Raw genomic sequence first — 20,879 nt, 5'->3', positions numbered from 1 at the left:
TTGTAATTGAAAAATTTAAAAATCATATTTTCCAGAGAAATATGATTTTTTTTTGCCTTAAATATTCTTTAGGCAAAATGTGTTTTCCTGCTACAACTACTTTCTTTTTTCTATCTGTTATCTTTTTAAGCATCAAGCACCAAGAAAATATTATTTATATTTAGTCTAAATAAATTTTGCGGAATTCATTTTCAATTCTATATTTGCATCGCTATTTAAAATCAATCTAAATAAAATCATGCAAAAAACAATCACTTTACTAGTATTACTTGCTATGCAAGTATCTTTTTCACAATCAAAAATAACGGGAATAATCACAAACGAGGCCAAGGAAGGTATTCCATTTGCCAATGTTTTAATTGAAGGCTCTACAAAAGGTACATCGGCAAACGAACACGGTTATTTTGAAATTTCCAATGTTTCTGCTGGAAACTACGGTATCCAAGCATCGGCAGTTGGCTATAAATCGGTAAGCAAGACCATTTTTTTAAAAAACAACGAAACCATTTCTGTTTCATTTCATCTAATAAGCGATTCTGAATTGGACGAAATAGAGCTTTTTGGAAATCGCCACAAGCATCCAGACAAAATTGAAGCGCTTACACGATTGCCTTTAGCACCCTATGAACAAATTCAAAGTATTTCGATTATTTCTGAAAAAGTAATAGAGCAACAAGGCAACCTTACCATTTCGGATGCCACAAAAAACGTACCCGGAGTTTACACATTTGCAACCTACGGAAACAAACGCGAAAGTATGTCGTCGCGCGGTTTTAGAGGAATTCCTATTTTGAAAAACGGTGTTCGTGTCCATTCCGATTTTAGGGGAACTGGCATTTTAACCGACATGCAAGGTGTTGACAACATTCAGGTATTAAAAGGGGCCGCCTCCATTACACAAGGTGTAGCAACCGATTTGGGAAGTCCGGGAGGCGTTATAAACATTGTTACAAAAACACCAAAATACTATACTGGCGGAAACGCTTCCATCCGCTTGGGCAGTTTTGGACAAGCACGCACAACGTTTGATGTATTTGGCCCTATTGACAAAACCGAAAATCTAGCCTTCAGGATTAACGGCGCCCTAGAACGTGCCGATAGTTTTAGGTCGGGTGTCTCTTCTGATCGTTTTTACATCAATCCGTCCTTTGAATGGAAAGTGGACCCAAAATCGACCATAACTCTTGAAATGGATTATTTTGATGATAGCAGAACCCCCGATTTAGGTACAGTAAACCTAGCCGAAAATGACATTAATGCTATTTACAACTTACCCAGCAACCAATTTTTAGGCTATGACAATGACAAATCGCTCACAAAAAACGCAACCTATTCGGTGAGATTCAATAGAGATTTAACCGACAAATTAAGTTTAAAAGCCGCTTTGTACACGTCTAGCTTAAATTTGGATGATAAAGGTGCCAGTTTAGGGGCCGTTGTAAAGGATGGTTCCGGAAACGCAATTTACAACCAACGAAAACGTGGCTATTCAACATCTACACGTAATGATGACAACAGCGTTTTACAATTCGATTTGGTTGGCGACGACTTGAAAACGGGCCGTATTTCGCACACATTCCAAGTTGGCTTTGATTACAGAACAACAAAATTCGGCACAACAAACCAAAGCATTTCAACCATCGATACCATTGATGTTTTCACAAACAATACGCGAATGTTACCAAATGTTTTAGCATTTGGAGTGTTAAGTGAATCTGGCTCAGCATCAAGAGCATTAGGCATTGTAGCTCAAGATGTTATCACCTTTAACAAATGGTTGAAAACATTTATGGGCTTCCGTTACAGCACCACACAAACCGATGCTGAAACTGAAACTACCGAAAGTGATGCGTTTAACCCATTGGCGGGAATCATTGTAATTCCTATTGAAAATATCAATGTTTTTGTTTCGTACACCAACAGTTCGTACCCCCGAACAGGTACACGCTTGGATAGTAATGGCAAACAATTGGGCAATGAACGTTTTGACCAATTTGAAACGGGCATAAAAACCAACTGGCTGGAGAGTCGCTTACGCCTAAATTTCACCTTCTTCAAAATAAACAATAAAGATATTAATCTACCTGTTTACGATGAAAACTGGGTTGCAACAGGCTACTACCAAAAAGGAGGAAACGACGAGCGAAAAGGCATTGAAGTTGAATTAACCGGCCGTATTTTAGAAAACCTAGAGCTCATTACCGGCTATTCCTATATTGATGCACAATATAAAGAACACACCTCTTATGTGTATGGTTCTGCACCTTTGAACACGCCAAAACACACATTTAATGCTTACGCAAACTACACGTTTCGTGGTAGTTTGGAAGGCTTATCCGCAGGTGCAGGCATCTATTATACAGGCGACAGACCCATAAATGACTGGAGTTCGGGCGCCGTAACGCACCAAGGCATTGTTCCAAACCAAAAACCATTTAATGTTGCGGCCTATACACAAACCAACCTGCAAGCTGCTTATGTATTTAACGCACACTGGAATTTCCGGTTTTTATTAAACAATATTTTTAACAAAATTGGCTATAACGCTTACAGAACCAGCTACATAAACCAAACCGACCCAAGAAACTTTGCCGGAGTACTAACCTATAAGTTTTAATTGGTAAAAAAATCATCGAAATAATATCTAAAAACAGTCATTACAAAGAACGAGGTAGCATGTAATTTTTTTACAATCAACTTATTGCTCGCGTCTTGCAATGACTAAACACCGGCTTTTTAGACAAACTAATTTTCGATTAACATCTATTTATAATGAAGAAAAAAACCTTTAGAATTAGGAAATTTATTAACGACATCCATTTGTGGTTAGGTTTAAGCAGCGGCATCATTCATTTTTTGGTGTGTTTAAGCGGTACTATTTTGGTTTTTGAAGAAGAAATTAAATCGTTTTTTTCTGAAGAAATCATTGTTGAAGCCACCTCAAAAAAAGCAACCATTGAAAGTTTAACGCAAACATTGAAAACATCAAACAATGGATTTGTAACAGGCCTTACTATACCTTCAACAAACAATGGGGCGTACGAGTTTTTTGTAAAAAAAGATTTAAAAGAGCGCCGTGGCTCGCAAGTATTGGTGAATCCTTACACTTCAAGCATCCACAAAGTTGAGAAAACAAGTGCAGATGCTTTTTTGCTAACCATGTTCAAACTTCACCGCTGGTTGCTTTTTGACGCAGCCATTGGGCGCCCCATTGTTGGAATCGCTACGATTATTTTTTTAGTGCTTGCCGTTTCTGGCATTGTGTTATGGTTTCCTAAAAAGCTTAAATGGAAAAACGTTAAGCAAGGCTTTAAAATTAAAACCAGTGCCAACTGGAAACGTATTAATCACGATTTACACAACACACTTGGGTTTTATGCTTGTTTTTTTATACTCATAATGGGCATTACAGGGTTATGTTGGTCGTTTGATGGCTATAAAAAAGGGTTAGGAAATTTAATAGGTGCTGAAATTTTCAACAGAAAACCCCCAGGATTTAAAACTGAAAAAACACTCAAAAAAAAGAGTATTTCCATTGATGAAGCCATTGCCATAGCCAATAAAACTTTCAATTACAATGGCGAACTTTCAGTGTCCTTTCCAAATAAAAAAAACAATTATTACATGTTCAGAAAAACAAATGATGCGCATTGGTCGCCCGTAACAACCGATAATTTATATGTGGACCCTTCAGGCGCGATTTTGGCAGTTGAACGATTTGAGGATAAACCACTGAACACAAAAATAGCATCGTTAATTCGTCCTATCCATACGGGTGAAATTTTCGGTACGTTGTCAAAAATCATTTATTTTTTAGCCTGCCTAATCGCTACAAGCTTACCCATAACAGGTACTATTATTTGGTTGAACAAACTTAAAAAGAAACGGAAATAAAATTTTTGAAACAAATTGTCAAAATACTGTTTTTAAGCTTTAAGAAGAAGATTAGCAAGGTTTTTAATCTTCTTTTTAAGGCTTCCAGTTTTGAAGTCTGTCAAGATACAAATACGATTCCACGAATTTTCTGTGCGCAGGACCTGACATTTTTTCAACCAAGTTCAAGGCCGAAATGTAGCTCGTTAAATTACCGTTTGAGGAACTGAATTTTCCATCTTCAACATAACTTACCAACGAATCGTTTTGTACTTTTAGTTTAGGGTAATCCTTTTGCAGTTGTTTGCCACCACCAATCCAGGTTACTATTTTTTTGCCATCGGCAATACCGGAAGTGCCTATTAATTGCGCACCACCGCAGTTACTAACCGTGTACTTGGTTTCCTTGTTTTTTTCTTTTATAAAATCAACAATCGCTTTGTTGTGCACTTGGGCATACATATCATAGGCACTAGGCACAAAAAGAACTGTTAATTCCGGACAGTTGTTGAAGGTGAAATCGGGCAGCAGTTTTAAACCTTCTTCCGTAGTGATGGGGTTTGCAGTTTCGGCTATGGTAATCACGTTAAATAGTTGTTTGCCCTCTTCTGAAGGTTTTGCGAACACATCGGAAGCCGCCGTTACTTCGGTTTGCAATACCCCGTTATACATTAAAAGCCCAATGGTTGGTAATTTCGCGTTAAAAGGTTTTAAGTGCTTCGTTAAGGTGTCCGATGCTATTTCGGTGGTTTGTTGGGGTTCTGTAAGACCATTTGTTTTTGACTTATCGGAATGACAATTGTATAAAACACAGGCTATCAACACAATTGCTACTAAAGAGAGCTTTTTCATTTTTAATTATGGTTTCGGTTAAATTCTCAAACAAAAAACAAGCAAATTCGTTAATTGTAATACCCTTTCTCAGGTATTTCAATAGTGTAACTTTTTCCTGTTTTATTGTTAAGCTTGGGCTCTCTCAACCAGGGGTTGTGTATTTTTAGTATTTTGTAATTGATGCCATATTTTTCGGCAAATTTGGTGAAATCGGTAACTTCAGTATTAACTTGAACATTATAGGTAGGTACGTTATTGTACAAATCTTTTTCCCTGAAATTAAAACCATATTTAGCAGGATTCGTCATAATTTCCTTCAATGCCACGATACGGAATACATAACGGCCGGTTTCTTCGCCCAACAATAAATCGTAATAATTGGAAACATTTTGTTCTTTTAAATACTTTGAAATGCCCGAATTTCCGGCATTATAGGCCGCAGCAGCAAGCGTCCAGGAACCTAATTCTTCTTTGGACTTTAATAAATATTTGCAAGCCACCTCGGTTGATTTTGCTATATGGTAGCGTTCGTCCACATTTTCATTTACTTCCAAACCATTTTCTTTCGCAGTAGCTGGCATGATTTGCCAAACACCGCGCGCACCCGCTGGGGAAACGGCGTTGGTAAGTCCGCTTTCAATAACGGCCAAATATTTAAAATCGTCTGGAATACCATGCTTTTTCAAAATAGGTTCTATGATGGGAAAGTACTTTTTGGCACGCTTAAACATCAACAAACCGTTGGATTGCCAATAGGTATTTACCAACAATTCCTTATCCATGCGTTCGTAAATATCGGGACTTTTAAGGGGCATTGCTTCACCGGCAAAATCTAAATTTTCGGGTATTTGAAGCGCATAAACGTTATAATCGTTTATTAACTTCTTCTCAAAATTTTCATCGGTTGGCGCTTCTTGAATTGCGTAAACAAACAACGCACATAAACTTAACAACCCAATAAACGCCAATATTTTTTGTACAGTCTTCATTTTCAACAAGTTTTATCGAAAGTTAAAAATTTTCATTCGTTATTTAAAATTATCTTTGGTAAATTTTCGTTAAACCATTTATACTTATTTATTATCATCACATGCGTACCACCTTTTACCCTTACGCAATTTGAAATGTTTTTTATAGGAAATACCGCATCATTATCGCCATGGATATGCACCAAATTGGTTGAGTAAGCATCCTGTTTCCAGCAAACCATTTCCTTTATGGCCCACGTTAGGTAACCACTATCGGTAACCGAAAGATATTTTTTATATAACTCGAGGCGTTTGGCTATATTGCTACCAAAAGCATATTTTGCCAAAAGCTCGATATTTCCAACCAGTTGCGTGGGCAACAACTTGTAAGCCATGGTTGCTTTTGCCAATCGCATTTTTTGGGGCAACTCGCTGGTTAACTTTATGCTGGATATAATAATAAGTTTTTTAACCTTTAGGTGCTTGCTCATTTCCTGCACCAAAACACCCCCAAAGGAAACGCCTACCAAAACAACATGTTCATGTTTAATTTTCGCAACCATTCGTAATGCATAGTGACCGATGGTTTCGTTTTTTAGTGGCAAAAACCACTCTAAATAATAACTTTCAAACTGAGTGTTAGGCAATTCAATATATTCAAATATTTTTGAGCTTGCTGCCATTCCGGGCATAAAGTAAACTGGTATTGGTTGTTTTGGCATCATTGATACAATAAAATAAAAAGTAATTGCTTATTTTATAAGGCATTAACGGAAATTTTACTTTTTAGTAACGATTATTTTCCGTAAATTTGCATTACAAAATTATGTAAATAGCACGCACTATTTTAAGATTTTCCTAAGAAATAAACATACTTACCATGATTGATGCTGCAGAATTAATAGACAATGATTTTTTACGCCAGTTTGAAATTAAAATCGACAATCATTTAGCCAAAATTGAATATTCCCTGCAAGAACGAAAGATTTTTTTAACAAAACTTATCATTCCAGAAGAAATTAATGCCGAAGATTTTAGCAAGGAATTTTTATCTGCGGTGTTTGAACAAATTGAAGAACGCAATTTAAGTGTGGTGCCTACAAGCCCTGAAATTGCGAAGTTTGTGAGAAGCAATAGAAAATACAAACGCATGCTTCCTGTTGGTTTGCGAATATGATTTTTTAGGTTACGATTTACTAAAAATACAGAATCCGAGGTTTATAACTTCGGATTTTTTTTGTTTTCGCATTTATTGCTTTGTGTAAACCAATGTTATATCTTTTGTAGCAACCACTTGGGTAAAATCTTGATTGTAAACTTTTAGGGCATCATTAAAAATACGCGTTAAAGTATTGCCGGCAAGGGTTGCTGGCCGGTCGTCAATCAAAATCAAGCGCCCTTTCAACGTAAATTGCGCCGCTAAACCAATAATGCCCACATCATCACAAGACACATTAAAAAAATAGGTATCGGGAGTGCCCGTTACCAAACTAATTTGAATGGCAGGGTTAAACGTTTGGTTGGAAGTTACGATGCCATTTGATTGAAAAACCAAGGTCTCATTATTAGAGCAACTTAATTCGTTGAGTAAATTCACGTTCGCAAGGCCATCGTTGTTTAAATCGAAACCGTCGGCAACGTTATAGGCGGTAAGTTTCCAAACACCTTCAACCGTTAAGTCATCATCGGCATCTTGATAGCAACTCGTGAACAATAGCAGGGAAAAACACAAAAAAACGATTATTCTGTTCATATTTGGGGCATGAAGCTTTTCGCTGTTAAATGTATGAATATGAACTTTGTTTATAGAAAAAACAAGTTAAACGGACTATTATTCGGGTTATTGCCAATTATTTACACGTTAATTTGAAAGAACGCCTGCAAACTCAAATCGCACCAAACCATCGGCATCAATTTTTGTTAGGGTTACGTCATGCAAGGTATTTACCAATTCTGGGTTCCATGGTGCTTTTACTTTCACATAATTTTCAGTAAAGCCATGTATGTAGCCTTCTTTGTTTTCGCTTTCAAACAATACGGTTCTTGTGGCACCTAATTGGCTTTCGTAAAAGGCGCGACGTTTTTTAACCGACAAACCACGCAACATTTTACTGCGCTTGTTCCTAACGTTCATGGGCACAACACCTTCCATTGCAACCGCTTCGGTATTATCGCGCTCAGAATAGGTGAACACATGCAAATAGGAAATATCCAATTCGTTTAAAAAGTTATAGGTTTCTAAAAAATGGGCATCGGTTTCACCCGGAAAACCAACAATAACATCCACGCCAATACAAGCATGAGGCATAACTTCCTTAATTTTTGAAACCCTATCCACATACAGTTCACGCATGTAACGACGCTTCATTTTTTTAAGAATAGCATTACTGCCACTTTGTAGCGGAATATGGAAATGAGGTACAAAAGCCCGGGATTTTGACACCAAATCGATGGTTTCGTTTTTAAGCAGGTTGGGTTCAATGGAAGAAATGCGCAACCGCTCGATGCCTGCAACCTTATCCAATTCGGTTACCAAATCCAAAAAGGTGTGTTCGTGGGTTTTGTTTCCAAATTCACCCTTACCATAATCGCCAATATTAACGCCCGTAAGCACAATTTCCTTTATGTTTTGGGCTGAAATCTCTCTGGCATTTTGCAACACATTTTGCATGGTATCGCTACGCGAAATACCGCGCGCCAACGGAATGGTACAGTAAGTGCATTTATAGTCGCAACCGTCCTGAACCTTTAAAAAGGCACGGGTTCTATCGCCAATGGAATAACTGCCCACATAAAAATCGGCTTCTTCAATTTCGCACGAATGTACTTCACCAAAATCGTTCTTGGAAAGATCGTTTAAATAATCGGTAATCTTAAACTTTTCGGTGGCGCCCAAAACCAAGTCAACACCCTCAACATCGGCCAATTCCTGCGGTTTTAATTGTGCATAACAACCCACGGCAGCTACAAACGCTTTGGGGTTTACTTTTTGTGCCTGCTTTACAATACTTTTAAAACGCTTATCGGCATTTTCGGTTACCGAACAGGTGTTTATCACATAAATATCGGCGGTTTCAGAAAAATCCACACGATCAAACCCTTCATCTGCAAAACTTCTAGCAATGGTAGAGGTTTCAGAAAAATTAAGCTTACAACCCAAGGTGTAAAAGGCAACTTTTTTTCGAGAATCCATTTCTTTTAATAACAAGGTGCAAAGTTAATAAAAAAAGAGCGTTCCAACCCGAAACGCTCTTAACATTACAAATAGGTAATCCTTGTTAATAAATTTGAGAGACTCTTTTGTTACTAATAGCAAAATAATCTTTTAATTAGGACACGGCAACGGGCAAAAAGTCACACTTATTTTTTTTTACCAATCAAATTATTAGAATTGGCTAATAAAAACTTTATTTTTGAAGGGTTAAAACATGTTATTTTGGCAATAAAACATCGTGCACATTTAAACTTTTTCATGCTTTTATTATTGGCACAGCTTTGTATGTCCTGCCATGATAAATCTTCAAAAATAGCCAACACAACTGTGTTTCGGTACAACGAGCACAAAAATATTGGCTCGCTGGACCCCGCGTTTTCAAAGGACATTGCCGATATTTGGGCCACCAACCAATTGTTTAACGGCCTTGTGCAAATGGATGATGCGCTAAACGTACAACCTTGCATTGCAAAACGTTGGGAAATTTCAGCAGATGCACTAACCTACTCGTTTTTTTTACGCGATGACGTGTATTTCCATAACGATATTTTATTCGGAAAAGATTCTACAAGAACGGTGAATGCCACCGATTTTGAATATAGCCTGAACCGCTTGCTGGACAAACAAATTGCATCGCCCGGAAGCTGGGTTTTAAGTAAAGTTGAACGTTTTAAAGCAGAAAACGATAGCCTTTTCACCATAAAATTAAAACAGCCTTTCCCTGCGTTTTTAGGACTGCTTACCATGAAATACTGTTCAGTTGTACCTAAAGAAATTGTAGAACATTATGGAAGCGGTTTTCGATCGCACCCCATTGGAACCGGCCCTTTTAAATTTAAACGTTGGGAAGAAAACATAAAATTGGTGTTTAGAAAAAACACCCGTTATTTTGAAACCGATGCAAACGGTAAAAATCTACCCTATCTGGAAGCCGTTTCCATCACATTTCTACCCGACAAACAAAGTGAATTTTTACAATTTGCACAAGGTAATATCGATTTTGTGTCGGGGTTGGACGCATCCTATAAAGATGAAATTTTAACGGCAAACGGACAGTTGCGAGACCTTTACAAGAACGATGTAAACATGATTCGAGGGCCGTACCTAAACACCGAATACCTAGGGTTTTACATGGATACGGACATTCCCGAAATTCAATCGGAACTCATTAGAAAAGCCGTAAACTATGGTTTTGACCGAAAAAAAATGATGATTTATTTGCGTAATGGCGTGGGCATTCCCGCCAACGGTGGCTTTATACCTAAAGGATTGCCCGGTTATAACGAAACCACCGGGTTTGATTTTCAACCGGAAAAAGCAAAACAATTAATTGCACAGTTTAAAAAGGAAACGGGCTTAAACAACCCTAAAATAACCATAACCACCATTGGTAATTATTTAAGCTTTTGCGAATATATTCAACGCGAACTTCAAAAAATTGGGTTAACGGTTGATATAGATGTTATTCCTGCGGCAACCTTAAAAGATGCCAAAGCCAACGGAAAACTCGCTGTGTTTAGAGCCAGTTGGGTTGCCGATTACCCAGATGCCGAAAATTATCTATCGCTATATTACAGTAAAAATTTTGCGCCAAACGGCCCTAATTATTCCCACTTTAAAGATGTACAATTTGATAAATGGTATGAAGAAACCTTTACAATTACCGACACAAAGAAACGCGAACAACTCTATGCAAAAATGGATAGTTTGATTATGAAAAAAGCACCCGTTGTTGTGATGTTTTATGATGAAGTGGTGCGTTTTACACGTAAAAATGTAGTTGGCCTAGGCATTAACCCTATTAATTTATTGGAACTGAAAAAAGTTTATAAAAAGTGATGACCTTTTTATTTTATGCCGATGAGTGGTTATAACCAACCAATTAACCATCATGGCACTTCTGTTGGCTACAACAGTACTTTCCTGTAGTAAAAACGACGATTCCAACAACAACAGTGATCGCGTAGGGTCTCCCGAAGTTTCCATGAACCTTTCAAATGGTTCTTTTAAAAATATGTTGGTGAAATACACCACGTGCGCCCATTAATGGTAAGATATTATTCAGAAACAAAAAAATAAATATCATCATCACCTTTACCGCCATCCCGTTTTGAAGCGAAATAGCCAAATGTACCATTTGAATTTGTAATAAAGCAAAAATCATCTTGATTGCTATTAATAGGCTTGGGTAGTTTTACGGCTTTTTCAAAGGTACCGTGGGTGTTCATTTTACTTTTGTAAATATCGAAATTCCCAAAACCGCCCGGTCTGTTTGAAGCAAAATATAAGGTATTATCGTCTGCAATAAACGGAAACATTTCTTTACTGTACGAGTTCACTTGGCTTCCTAAATTTACAGGTTCGCCAAACGTATTGTCCCCTAAAACAGCTACTTTAAAAATATCCGAACCGCCTTTTGTTGTTTCCTTTCCGCCTCTTAAATTTGAGGTGAAATACAATGTTTTTCCGTCTTTGCTTATTGAAGGATGGGCATAAGAATATTTTGGATTACAAAACGGTAAGGTTTTAAAATTGGTCCAACCCACACCGTTTTTATGTTCGCCAACTTTTATTTGAAAATTATCTTCATCAATGGCGTTATCAGTAAGGGTTGTGGTTATATAAAGTTGTTTTCCGTTAGAAGACATGCTTGCACTTGTGATGTAATTCAGTTTTTCAGCAGGGTCAATTTCAATGTTTTTAATATTTTGAATCGCTCCGTTTTCAATATCACCTTCAAAAACAGTAAGGAGCGGGTTTCCTTGAAAACGCTTCAACCGGTCTTTTTTATCCAATAAATAAGAAGTGAAAATTATTTTGGAATCGTTAACGAGCATCAATCCAAAATGAGGGTATTCATTATTAATCGACACGTTTTTAACGGTGAATTTTTCCGTTTGTGAAACCCCGATACCACTTATTAGAATGATGATGCTTGTTAGTAGTTTCGCCATTTGAATACTGTATAATACTCAAATATACAAAAAACTAATCCCTTCGATACTTTTTGGTCTCTTCAAAAACGTGCTCTAAAATGGCCTTGTCTGCATCTGTAAACGGAATTTCGCGTCTGGCCATAACAATTTCGGCCACCTCAAACGCTTTTTTTGTTAAGTAGGTAGTAAAGCCGCCGTTACCGCCCCAGCTAAAACTGGGTATAAAATTTCGCGGAAAACCACTTCCAAAAATATTGGCACTAACGCCTATAACCGTTCCGGTATTGAACATGGTATTGATACCGCATTTGCTGTGGTCGGCCATCATGAGTCCGCAAAATTGCAAACCGGTTTTCGCAAAACTTTCGGTTTCGTAATCCCACAAACGGACTTCAGCATAATTGTTTTTTAAATTGGAACCGTTCGTATCGGCGCCCAAATTGCACCATTCACCAATCACGGAATTTCCTATATAACCATCATGCCCTTTGTTTGAGTTGGCAAAAAAAACCGCATTGTTCACTTCGCCACCAACTTTACAATAAGGCCCTACGGTTGTTGGCCCATAAATTCGAGCACCCATTTTTACGATACCTTTGTCGCACAACGCGAAAGGGCCACGTATGAGGCTGCCTTCCATAATTTCGGCATGTTTACCAATATAAATGGGACCTTTGGTTGCGTTTAGGGTAACAAATTCCAGTTGGGCGCCTTCTTCAATAAATATATTTTCGGCGGCAATTACATGGTTGCTCGACGGTATGGGTCTTGATTTTCTACCATCGGTTAGCAAATTAAAATCTTCTTGGATGGCCTCACCATTTTTAGAGAATATATCCCAAGTGTGCTCAATTTTAATAACCTCATCAACAAACTCGATGGCCTCGTAGGTTTCAAAATCGACTTCTTCCTGGGTGTCCTTTGAAAAGAAAGCGATCACATCTTCATCTTTAAAAATGGCTTGGTTTTCCTGCAAGTTTTTAATCATTTCAACCAGTTCCAAATTTGGCAGGTATGATGCGTTTATCATCACGTTTTCATCCATTTCAACCATTGGGTATTTATCGGACAAATAGTCTTCGGTGATGGTTGTGGTGGTGGAATCTAAAAACGTTTCCCATTTTTCGCGGATGGTTAAAATTCCAACTCTTATATCGGCGACAGGACGCGTGAATGTGAATGGCAACAGATTGTTACGCGATGGCCCGTCAAAAAGGATGTAGTTCATTTTAAAGCTAAAAGTTAAAAGTTAAGAGTTAAAAATTCGTATTCCAACTCTAAACTTACTGTTTATCAATTCAAAAGTAGAGTAATTGAGTAAAATAAAAAAGCCTTCAATATAAATTATTGAAGGCTTTTTTAACATATTGTTAAGTTTATTTGCTAAACTTGGCATATTTGTTTTTAAATTTATCGATACGTCCGGCAGTATCAACCAATTTGGATTTACCGGTGTAGTATGGGTGCGATGTTCTAGAAATCTCCATTTTAATAAGTGGGTACTCTACACCATCAACCTCTAAGGTTTCGTTGGTGGTTGCAGTAGATTTTGTTAAAAACACATCATCGTTGGACATGTCCTTGAACGCTACTATTCTATAATTACCTGGATGTATATCTTTTTTCATCGCTTAAAGCTTTAATATTCTTTTCAATTTTGGTTTGCAAAAATAAGTATTTTTTACAACTGTACAACACTTTTTTATAATTTTTATTTGCAACAAAAATGTAACGATTTGCTATCTTTGGGTACTCATTAAGAAACTAACACCACAAATATATTATTATGAATAACACTTTAAAATCAATCGCAACCAATTACGGTCTTTATCTAGGCGCTCTTTTAGCGCTATTCACCGTTGTTTCTTATGCCGTAAATCTAGAACTTCTTACCAATATGTGGTATGCTATAGTCATACTTATTGTCATCATCACTTTGGGAATTTTATCGGTTGTCAAGGTTAAACAGGCCCAAAATGGGTACGCCAGTTTTAAGGAGGCATTTACCTCTTATTTTATCACCATATTACTTGGCTTGGTAATCAGTACCTTGGTTTCATATTTACTTTTTAATTTTATTGATACGGATGCCGCTACTGTTTTAAAAGAAAAGACCATAGAAAAAACCGTTCAGATGATGGAAAATTTTCACGCACCCAGCGAAGGGATAGCTGAAGCAGTAGAAAAAATCGAATCGCAAGATCAATTCGCCATTGGCAATATTTTAAAAGGATTGGCCGGTTACCTGGTGTTTTTCAGCATAATCGGCTTAATAGTTGCCGCCGTCATGAAAAAAAACAATCCCGACACAGAATAATTCTGTATTTTTGAAGCATCAATTTTTTGAAAACTTGTTAACCAGATATTGATGGACGAACCATCTAACTGGTATTGAGCTATTTGTTATTTAGATAGATCGCCTTAACAACAAATAACTTAACAACCATTATCGTCAAACTGTTGAAAAACCAGAAGTCCCACAACTAAACGCAGAGTTTCAACTAACGAAAGAAACCAATGGATATATCAGTAGTTATACCGCTACTTAACGAACAAGACGCTTTGGGCGAACTACACGATTGGATTGCAAAGGTTATGCAGTCCAATCATTTTTTATATGAAATTATTTTTATTGATGACGGCAGTACCGATAATTCCTGGCAAATTATTACCCAACTTGCAGCAGAAAACCCAAACGTAAAAGGCATTCGGTTTTTAAAGAATTTCGGCAAATCGCAAGCCCTACACGCCGGTTTTGAAAAAGCCTCGGGCAGTGTGGTTATTACCATGGATGCCGATTTACAGGACAACCCAGACGAAATACCCGAACTTTACAACATGATTGTTACCGGTGGTTTCGACTTGGTTTCTGGCTGGAAAAAAGTACGCTACGACTCCGTCATCTCAAAAAACCTACCCTCAAAGCTATTTAATTGGGCTGCCAGAAAAACATCGGGCATTCAATTGAACGATTTTAACTGCGGACTAAAAGCCTACAAACTAGAGGTGGTTAAAAACATTGATGTAAATGGCGAAATGCACCGTTACATTCCCGTTTTGGCAAAAAATGCCGGATTTTTAAACATTAGCGAAAAAGTGGTTCAGCACCAAGCCAGAAAATATGGCGAAACCAAGTTTGGCATGAACCGTTTTATCCATGGTTTTTTGGACCTTATCACTATTTGGTTTTTATCGCGTTTTGGCAAACGCCCCATGCACTTATTCGGTGCTTTGGGCTTCATTATGTTTGCCATTGGCTTCGGCTTTGCGCTTTATTTGGGTATCGACAAATTATTTTTAAACCCAACGGGCAGGCTCATTACCGAAAGGCCCCAATTTTATTTATCGCTTTCAACCATGATTATTGGCACCCAATTTTTTGTGGCCGGTTTTTTGGGTGAAATTATTTTACGCACAAAATCAGATAAAAAAAGATATTTAATTAAAGCCGAAATAAATTAAAATTAATACCTTTCAAATTCAGAAAATCCCATTTCAAAAAAGTCCTTTATAAAAATTATTATTTTACAATTGATTACTTTTGAAACCTATATTTCAGAGCATTATGATACACATTGAACCAAAAATTTTAGACCGTATCAATACGTGGTTAACCCCAACTTTTGATGCAGAAACCCAAAGCATTATAAAAAACAGCATTGCCTTCAACCCAAAAGATATTCAGGAAAGTTTCTATAAAGACCTCGAGTTTGGCACGGGTGGCATGCGCGGTATTATGGGCGTGGGCACTAACCGCATCAATAAATACACGCTGGGCAAGAGCACACAAGGATTGAGCAATTATCTGCACAAATCGTTTCCTAACGAAACCCCAAAAGCAGTGATCGCCTTCGATTGCCGAAACAACAGTAAATCGCTTGCCAAGGTAGTTGCCGATGTGTTTTCAGCAAATGGCATTGAAGTGTATTTGTTTGAAGATTTACGGCCAACACCCGAATTATCGTTTGCCGTAAAACACCTTAATTGCCACTGCGGCATCGTGTTAACCGCATCGCACAACCCACCAGAGTACAATGGCTATAAAGTGTATTGGCAAGATGGCGGCCAATTGGTACCACCACAAGATGGCGACATTATTAATGCCATTGACAGTTTGCAATATGCCGATATTAAATTTGAACCCAACAATTCGTTGATACATTATATAGGCAAAGAGGTTGATGATGTTTTTATAAACCAATCGGTTAAAAATGCCAGTTTTAACACTCCACAAGATGCCAAGGATAAATTAACCATCGTATTTACATCGCTACACGGCACATCCATAACCGCGGTTCCAGAAACCTTAAAACGTGCCGGTTATAAAAATGTTCACCTTGTAAAAGAACAGGAAGTACCCAACGGAAATTTCCCAACGGTAGCATCACCAAATCCTGAAGAACCCGCTGCTTTGAAAATGGCCTTAGAGCTTGCCGAAAAAGTAAATGCCGATATTGTTATTGGTACCGACCCCGATTGCGACCGATTGGGTGTGGCGGTTAGAAATTCGGAAAACAAGCTGGAATTGCTTAACGGCAACCAAACCATGCTGATGATGACCGCCTTTTTGCTGAAACAATGGAAAGCCCAAGGAAAAATAAAAGGAAAGGAATTTATTGCCTCAACAATTGTTTCAACGCCCATGCTAACCAAAATTGCCGAAGCTTACAACGTTGAAAGCAAGATAGTATTGACCGGTTTCAAATGGATTGCAAAATTGATTAAAGATTTTGACCATCTTGATTTTATTGGTGGCGGCGAAGAAAGTTTTGGTTTTATGGTAGGCGATTTTGTGCGCGATAAAGATGCCGTTACCTCTACCCTTTTAGCCTGCGAAATAGCAGCACAGGCAAAAGCTACGGGCAGTTCTTTTTATAATGAATTGGTAAAACTGTATGTAGAACATGGTTTTTACAAAGAAAAATTAGTGTCGTTAACCAAAAAAGGTATTGAAGGTGCCGCAGAAATCAAGCAAATGATGGCCGATGCACGCGAAAATCCATTAAAAGTGGTAAATGGCGCCAAGGTTTTAAAAATTGATGATTACGAACTATCAACTTCCAAAAACATCATTACGGGCGAAACCTCATCGATTGACATTCCAAAATCGAACGTTATTATTTACCATTTAGAAGATGGTAGTCAAGTAGCGTTAAGACCAAGCGGTACCGAGCCAAAAATAAAGTTTTACGTGAGCGTGAATACCGCTTTAAAATCGAAAGCGGATTTTAACAAAACAGAGGCTTTACTGGATGCAAAGGCCGATGCGATTTTAAAAGACATGAACCTTATTTAATGAAGCAATTTTTTAATATCCTTAGGTATGCAAAACCTTACAAGCGTCATGCGTTAGGACATATTTTATCGAACATTTTATATGCCTTATTTGGCGCCCTATCGTTTATTGCACTTATACCTATGCTCGATATCCTATTCGAGAAAAATCAAGTAAAACCAACCGTTAAGCCCGCTTATGAGGGGCTTTCCTCTTTAAAGGATTTTTATAAAGATTATTTGGCGTACCAAGTAAACCTGTATGCCGAAAACGACCCTCAAAAGGCCTTGCTTATGGTTGTAAGCCTTATTATCATACTGTTTCTTTTAAAAAATATTTTTGGTTATTTGGCAAATTACTTCATGGTATTTTTAAGGAATGGCGTGGTAAGGGATTTAAGAAATGCCGTTTACAAAAAAACGGTTGAATTGCCACTATCCTATTTTTCTGAACAAAAAAAGGGCGATATCATGTCGCGTGTTACAAACGATGTTTCAACGCTTCAATACTCCATGTTGCCCGTTCTGGAGTTAATAGCACGAGAGCCTTTAACCATCCTTTTTACGGTAGCCATGATGATGATCATCAGTTTAAAACTTACTATGTTTGTGTTTGTTTTTATTCCGTTATCGGGCATGATCATTTCCAGGATTGGCAAAAGCCTAAAACGAAAATCGGATCGTGTTCAAACGGAACAGGGCATCATTTTATCCATTCTGGAAGAAACCTTAACCGGATTGCGCATTATAAAAGGCTTTAACGCCGAAGAAAAATTTGATACAAAATTCCAAGATTCTTCAACCCGCTCCTATCATTATTCAAATAAACTATTTAACCGTCAAAATTTAGCGGCACCTACCAGCGAGTTTTTGGGCATTTTGGTTATTTCCATTTTATTATGGTATGGAGGGCAATTGGTTTTGGTCGATAAATCGCTGGATGGCAGTTCATTTATCGCATACATGGGGCTTGCTTACAACATTATGGTACCTGCAAAGGCCATAGCTAGAGGACTATACAACATCAAACAAGGGGATGCCGCTGCCGAACGTATTCAGGAAATTATCGATACGCCCAACCCATTAAAAGATAAGGATGGAGCGGTTATAAAAACAGGGTTTGACTCTGAAATTGTGTTTGACAACATCTCCTTCAAATATGAAAATGAATACGTTTTAAAAGATTTTTCATTAAAAATCCCTAAAGGAAAAACCGTGGCGCTGGTGGGGCAATCGGGTAGCGGAAAGTCAACCATAGCCAACCTAATAACCCGTTTTTATGATGTTAACAAAGGAAGTATTTTAATTGATGGCTTTGATATACGCAATTTAACCACCAGTTCCCTTAGAAACCAGTTGGGAATTGTAACACAAGACGCCATTCTGTTTAACGATAGCATAAAAAACAACCTCAAACTAGGAAAAGACAATGCTACCGATGCCGAGGTTATCGAAGCCCTAAAAATTGCCAATGCCTGGGAATTTGTTAAAGATTTGCCCAATGGTATTGAAACCAATATTGGCGATGCGGGCAACAAACTTTCTGGTGGCCAAAAACAACGCCTAAGCATTGCGCGTGCCGTTTTAAAGAGTCCGCCCATCATGGTTTTAGACGAAGCAACCTCAGCCCTCGATACCGAAAGCGAACGTTTGGTGCAAGTGGCCTTGGAAAATATGATGAAAAACCGCACCTCAATTGTTATAGCGCATAGGCTTTCAACCATTCAAAATGCCGATGAAATAGTAGTGCTGAATAAAGGTGAAATTGTTGAAAAAGGCAAACACAACGAACTCATTGCCAAAAATGGTATTTACAAAAAACTTGTTGACATGCAAAGTTTTGAATAACAACAACTTACTATAAAAACAAAAAAGGATAGAGATTTGGGGGTTCTATCCTTTTTTTTATCCATGTTAGACTTGGGGACGACTAACACCATAAGTAGGTTTCTGGAGCAAACATATAACAAAAAACAATAATCCACAAGAAAAAATGCATTTAATCGTGTTTATTGTGTATTTTATCGATTATATTTTTGCAATCAATTGATTTTCAAGTGTTTGTTATTTTTTGAAAATTTTTCTTCTAACGCCTTTAAACTTTTAGTAATTTAAACCGTCTAAATTAAAACTGGTTTTGTGATTGACGAAACACAATTATTAGAACAATTAAAATCGGAAACCCATAAAGAACAAGCCTTTAAAGCCTTAATAACGCTTTACAAAGAGCGTTTGTATTGGCACATTCGCAATATGGTAAAGTCGCATGACGATACCGACGATGTGCTTCAAAACACCTTTATTAAAATTTACAACAACATCCATAACTTTAAGGGCGACAGTAAATTATTTTCATGGATGTACCGCATTGCCACCAACGAAGCGATAACCTTTATCAACCAACAAGCAAAACGCTTTCAAGTCACCAGCGAAGAAGTTTTGGCACTGGCCGTAAATAAATTAAGTGCCGACGTATATTTTGAAGGCGACGCCATTCAACTTAAATTACAAAAAGCCATTGCCATGTTGCCCGAAAAGCAACAATTGGTATTTAACATGAGATATTTTCAGGAATTAAAATATAGCGAAATGTGCGAAATTTTAGAAACCAGCGAAGGCGCACTCAAAGCTTCCTACCACATAGCCGTTAAAAAAATTGAAGCCTATTTAACCGAAAATTAAACCTTTTATAAAAAATAAAGTCTTATTAATAAGATGAAAACAAACACATTACATACCATAAAAAACACCGGTTTCACAGTTCCAAAAGGTTATTTCGATACGTTGGAAAACGAAATTCTGTGCGATATCAAATTAAAATCGCTTGCAACAAAATCGGGCCATGAAATACCCGATGCTTATTTCGATACCTTGGAAAACAACATCATCAACACCATAAACTCAAAGAAAGAAGTTAAGGTTATCAAACTGGTTACATGGCAAAAAATAGCTTCAGCATCCCTAGTTGCCGCAAGCGTTCTTTTAATGTTCCATGTGTTTTTCAACACCAACAAACCTATAACCATCGACGCCATTGAAACCGCCAGTTTGGAACAGTATATCCTAAATGAAGATTTGGATACCAATGAGTTTGCATCGCTTTTTACAGATGAAGAACTATCGGAAATACATTTAATTAATGATGGTTTTAACTCTCAAACATTGGAAAATTACCTGATTGACAATCTGGAAATTGAAGACATCATTACGAAATAAATCAAAGAAAAAATGAAAACACTTACAAGCATCCTATTCATTCTGGGGTTTTCAATTATCACCTTTGGGCAACCAAACAGAGATAAAATAAAAACCCTAAAAATTGCGTACATAACCGAAAAACTGGATTTAAGCGAAAAAGAAGCGCAACAATTCTGGCCCATTTACAATAGCTATGAAGAAGAAAACTCAAAATTAAGAGGTGATGCTTACCAAGCGCGTAAAAAAATAAATTTTGAAACACTATCCGAAGAAGAAGCCAAACAATTTTTAAAGGAAACACGCTTAAACGAGGCAAAACGACAAGCCGCCGAAAACGATTTTATCGATAGGTTAACAAAAGTTATTTCGGCAAAAAAAATAATCATGCTCCATAAAATTGAAGACGACTTTAAGCGCAAAATGTTTGACGAATATAAAAAACGGGGGCGCAACTAATCAATAAATTACATAAAAAAGCAAAAAAAAGAGGATCTTAAAAAAGCCTCTTTTTTTTTTTGCAAACCAAATGGATTTCTTCAAAACTTAAAGGCAAAAACAATAAACTTAAAAACCAATAAACAA

General features: G+C 37.3%; 20 protein-coding genes. 12 read left to right on the top strand and 8 right to left on the bottom strand.

The annotated features are described in order from the left end of the window. Positions 1 to 238: 238 nt before the first annotated feature. Together GQO80_RS09905 and GQO80_RS09900 are read left to right on the top strand one after the other, a co-directional pair. Entirely contained in the window at positions 239 to 2,617 is a 2,379-nt protein-coding gene (locus tag GQO80_RS09905; RefSeq protein WP_157208198.1) for a TonB-dependent receptor, read from the top strand. 155 nt (positions 2,618 to 2,772) lie between these two features. Further along, on the top strand, positions 2,773 to 3,894 hold the full coding sequence (locus GQO80_RS09900) for a PepSY-associated TM helix domain-containing protein (protein WP_157208197.1): 1,122 nt from the start codon (positions 2,773 to 2,775) through the stop codon (positions 3,892 to 3,894). A 75-nt stretch (positions 3,895 to 3,969) separates the two neighbouring features. Here GQO80_RS09900 and GQO80_RS09895 read toward each other — a convergent pair whose 3' ends face one another. From GQO80_RS09895 to GQO80_RS09885, 3 genes are read right to left on the bottom strand one after another with little or no spacing between them, the layout of a single operon-like run. After that, on the bottom strand, positions 3,970 to 4,725 hold the full coding sequence (locus tag GQO80_RS09895; RefSeq protein ID WP_157208196.1) for a DJ-1/PfpI family protein: 756 nt from the start codon (positions 4,723 to 4,725) through the stop codon (positions 3,970 to 3,972). Positions 4,726 to 4,775: 50 nt separating this feature from the next. Beyond that, positions 4,776 to 5,696 (bottom strand): lytic transglycosylase domain-containing protein, encoded by a 921-nt coding sequence (locus GQO80_RS09890; RefSeq protein WP_157208195.1) that lies wholly within the window; start codon positions 5,694 to 5,696, stop codon positions 4,776 to 4,778. A 32-nt stretch (positions 5,697 to 5,728) separates the two neighbouring features. Further along, on the bottom strand, positions 5,729 to 6,400 hold the full coding sequence (locus GQO80_RS09885) for an alpha/beta hydrolase family protein (protein WP_317163233.1): 672 nt from the start codon (positions 6,398 to 6,400) through the stop codon (positions 5,729 to 5,731). A 155-nt stretch (positions 6,401 to 6,555) separates the two neighbouring features. Between GQO80_RS09885 and GQO80_RS09880 the strand changes: the two genes are divergently transcribed. Next, a complete protein-coding gene (locus GQO80_RS09880; protein WP_198037757.1) occupies positions 6,556 to 6,852 on the top strand; it encodes an N-acetyltransferase in 297 nt (98 codons plus the stop codon). Positions 6,853 to 6,924: 72 nt separating this feature from the next. On the opposite strand, the gene GQO80_RS09875 is transcribed toward GQO80_RS09880, so the two are convergent. Continuing rightward, positions 6,925 to 7,428 carry a hypothetical protein gene (locus GQO80_RS09875; RefSeq protein ID WP_157208194.1) on the bottom strand — a complete coding sequence of 168 codons (504 nt, stop codon included), beginning with the start codon at positions 7,426 to 7,428 and terminating at the stop codon, positions 6,925 to 6,927. Positions 7,429 to 7,536: 108 nt separating this feature from the next. Further along, a complete protein-coding gene (mtaB, locus tag GQO80_RS09870; protein WP_157208193.1) occupies positions 7,537 to 8,868 on the bottom strand; it encodes a tRNA (N(6)-L-threonylcarbamoyladenosine(37)-C(2))-methylthiotransferase MtaB in 1,332 nt (443 codons plus the stop codon). Between the two features lie 306 nt (positions 8,869 to 9,174). Between mtaB and GQO80_RS09865 the strand changes: the two genes are divergently transcribed. Both GQO80_RS09865 and GQO80_RS09860 read left to right on the top strand, forming a co-directional pair. Then, positions 9,175 to 10,728, top strand: coding sequence for an ABC transporter substrate-binding protein (locus tag GQO80_RS09865; RefSeq protein WP_232333154.1), 1,554 nt, complete (start codon positions 9,175 to 9,177; stop codon positions 10,726 to 10,728). A 52-nt stretch (positions 10,729 to 10,780) separates the two neighbouring features. After that, on the top strand, positions 10,781 to 10,936 hold the full coding sequence (locus GQO80_RS09860) for a hypothetical protein (RefSeq protein WP_157208192.1): 156 nt from the start codon (positions 10,781 to 10,783) through the stop codon (positions 10,934 to 10,936). Between the two features lie 10 nt (positions 10,937 to 10,946). Here GQO80_RS09860 and GQO80_RS09855 read toward each other — a convergent pair whose 3' ends face one another. From GQO80_RS09855 to GQO80_RS09845, 3 genes are all read right to left on the bottom strand, one after another. Continuing rightward, positions 10,947 to 11,843 carry a TolB family protein gene (locus GQO80_RS09855; RefSeq protein ID WP_157208191.1) on the bottom strand — a complete coding sequence of 299 codons (897 nt, stop codon included), beginning with the start codon at positions 11,841 to 11,843 and terminating at the stop codon, positions 10,947 to 10,949. A 34-nt stretch (positions 11,844 to 11,877) separates the two neighbouring features. Beyond that, positions 11,878 to 13,053, bottom strand: a complete 1,176-nt coding sequence (locus GQO80_RS09850) for a GlmU family protein (protein ID WP_157208190.1) — start codon at positions 13,051 to 13,053, stop codon at positions 11,878 to 11,880. Between the two features lie 148 nt (positions 13,054 to 13,201). Next, positions 13,202 to 13,453, bottom strand: a complete 252-nt coding sequence (locus tag GQO80_RS09845; RefSeq protein ID WP_157208189.1) for a type B 50S ribosomal protein L31 — start codon at positions 13,451 to 13,453, stop codon at positions 13,202 to 13,204. Between the two features lie 158 nt (positions 13,454 to 13,611). Between GQO80_RS09845 and GQO80_RS09840 the strand changes: the two genes are divergently transcribed. From GQO80_RS09840 to GQO80_RS09810, 7 genes are all read left to right on the top strand, one after another. Beyond that, on the top strand, positions 13,612 to 14,142 hold the full coding sequence (locus GQO80_RS09840; protein WP_157208188.1) for a DUF4199 domain-containing protein: 531 nt from the start codon (positions 13,612 to 13,614) through the stop codon (positions 14,140 to 14,142). Between the two features lie 200 nt (positions 14,143 to 14,342). Continuing rightward, positions 14,343 to 15,287, top strand: coding sequence for a glycosyltransferase family 2 protein (locus GQO80_RS09835; protein WP_157208187.1), 945 nt, complete (start codon positions 14,343 to 14,345; stop codon positions 15,285 to 15,287). 103 nt (positions 15,288 to 15,390) lie between these two features. After that, a complete protein-coding gene (locus GQO80_RS09830) occupies positions 15,391 to 17,121 on the top strand; it encodes a phospho-sugar mutase (RefSeq protein WP_157208186.1) in 1,731 nt (576 codons plus the stop codon). Beyond that, the gene (locus GQO80_RS09825; RefSeq protein ID WP_157208185.1) at positions 17,121 to 18,947 is read left to right on the top strand and encodes an ABC transporter ATP-binding protein; all 1,827 of its coding nucleotides are present in this window, start codon (positions 17,121 to 17,123) and stop codon (positions 18,945 to 18,947) included. The genes GQO80_RS09830 and GQO80_RS09825 overlap by 1 nt, the downstream gene beginning before the upstream one ends. Positions 18,948 to 19,238: 291 nt before the next feature. Then, positions 19,239 to 19,781 carry an RNA polymerase sigma factor gene (locus GQO80_RS09820; protein ID WP_157208184.1) on the top strand — a complete coding sequence of 181 codons (543 nt, stop codon included), beginning with the start codon at positions 19,239 to 19,241 and terminating at the stop codon, positions 19,779 to 19,781. Positions 19,782 to 19,814: 33 nt separating this feature from the next. Further along, a complete protein-coding gene (locus GQO80_RS09815; protein WP_157208183.1) occupies positions 19,815 to 20,315 on the top strand; it encodes a hypothetical protein in 501 nt (166 codons plus the stop codon). A 12-nt stretch (positions 20,316 to 20,327) separates the two neighbouring features. Beyond that, the gene (locus tag GQO80_RS09810; protein WP_157208182.1) at positions 20,328 to 20,753 is read left to right on the top strand and encodes a hypothetical protein; all 426 of its coding nucleotides are present in this window, start codon (positions 20,328 to 20,330) and stop codon (positions 20,751 to 20,753) included. Positions 20,754 to 20,879 lie beyond the last annotated feature (126 nt).

Source organism: Mariniflexile maritimum (genome assembly GCF_009746565.1).
Taxonomy (GTDB): Bacteria; Bacteroidota; Bacteroidia; order Flavobacteriales; family Flavobacteriaceae; genus Mariniflexile; species Mariniflexile maritimum.
The sequence above is the reverse complement of the archived record's forward strand: the minus strand, read 5'-3'. Positions and strand labels throughout refer to the sequence as shown.

What these genes read in the sequence shown, in the direction of transcription:
- GQO80_RS09810 (WP_157208182.1), top strand. Translation starts at nt 20,328, where the DNA reads ATGAAAACACTTACAAGCATCCTATTCATTCTGGGGTTTTCAATTATC.
- GQO80_RS09875 (WP_157208194.1), bottom strand. Translation starts at nt 7,428, where the DNA reads ATGAACAGAATAATCGTTTTTTTGTGTTTTTCCCTGCTATTGTTCACG.
- mtaB (WP_157208193.1), bottom strand. Translation starts at nt 8,868, where the DNA reads ATGGATTCTCGAAAAAAAGTTGCCTTTTACACCTTGGGTTGTAAGCTT.
- GQO80_RS09845 (WP_157208189.1), bottom strand. Translation starts at nt 13,453, where the DNA reads ATGAAAAAAGATATACATCCAGGTAATTATAGAATAGTAGCGTTCAAG.
- GQO80_RS09850 (WP_157208190.1), bottom strand. Translation starts at nt 13,053, where the DNA reads ATGAACTACATCCTTTTTGACGGGCCATCGCGTAACAATCTGTTGCCA.
- GQO80_RS09895 (WP_157208196.1), bottom strand. Translation starts at nt 4,725, where the DNA reads ATGAAAAAGCTCTCTTTAGTAGCAATTGTGTTGATAGCCTGTGTTTTA.
- GQO80_RS09830 (WP_157208186.1), top strand. Translation starts at nt 15,391, where the DNA reads ATGATACACATTGAACCAAAAATTTTAGACCGTATCAATACGTGGTTA.
- GQO80_RS09815 (WP_157208183.1), top strand. Translation starts at nt 19,815, where the DNA reads ATGAAAACAAACACATTACATACCATAAAAAACACCGGTTTCACAGTT.
- GQO80_RS09900 (WP_157208197.1), top strand. Translation starts at nt 2,773, where the DNA reads ATGAAGAAAAAAACCTTTAGAATTAGGAAATTTATTAACGACATCCAT.
- GQO80_RS09840 (WP_157208188.1), top strand. Translation starts at nt 13,612, where the DNA reads ATGAATAACACTTTAAAATCAATCGCAACCAATTACGGTCTTTATCTA.
- GQO80_RS09825 (WP_157208185.1), top strand. Translation starts at nt 17,121, where the DNA reads ATGAAGCAATTTTTTAATATCCTTAGGTATGCAAAACCTTACAAGCGT.
- GQO80_RS09860 (WP_157208192.1), top strand. Translation starts at nt 10,781, where the DNA reads ATGGCACTTCTGTTGGCTACAACAGTACTTTCCTGTAGTAAAAACGAC.
- GQO80_RS09835 (WP_157208187.1), top strand. Translation starts at nt 14,343, where the DNA reads ATGGATATATCAGTAGTTATACCGCTACTTAACGAACAAGACGCTTTG.
- GQO80_RS09855 (WP_157208191.1), bottom strand. Translation starts at nt 11,843, where the DNA reads ATGGCGAAACTACTAACAAGCATCATCATTCTAATAAGTGGTATCGGG.
- GQO80_RS09880 (WP_198037757.1), top strand. Translation starts at nt 6,556, where the DNA reads ATGATTGATGCTGCAGAATTAATAGACAATGATTTTTTACGCCAGTTT.
- GQO80_RS09890 (WP_157208195.1), bottom strand. Translation starts at nt 5,696, where the DNA reads ATGAAGACTGTACAAAAAATATTGGCGTTTATTGGGTTGTTAAGTTTA.
- GQO80_RS09885 (WP_317163233.1), bottom strand. Translation starts at nt 6,400, where the DNA reads ATGATGCCAAAACAACCAATACCAGTTTACTTTATGCCCGGAATGGCA.
- GQO80_RS09905 (WP_157208198.1), top strand. Translation starts at nt 239, where the DNA reads ATGCAAAAAACAATCACTTTACTAGTATTACTTGCTATGCAAGTATCT.
- GQO80_RS09865 (WP_232333154.1), top strand. Translation starts at nt 9,175, where the DNA reads ATGTCCTGCCATGATAAATCTTCAAAAATAGCCAACACAACTGTGTTT.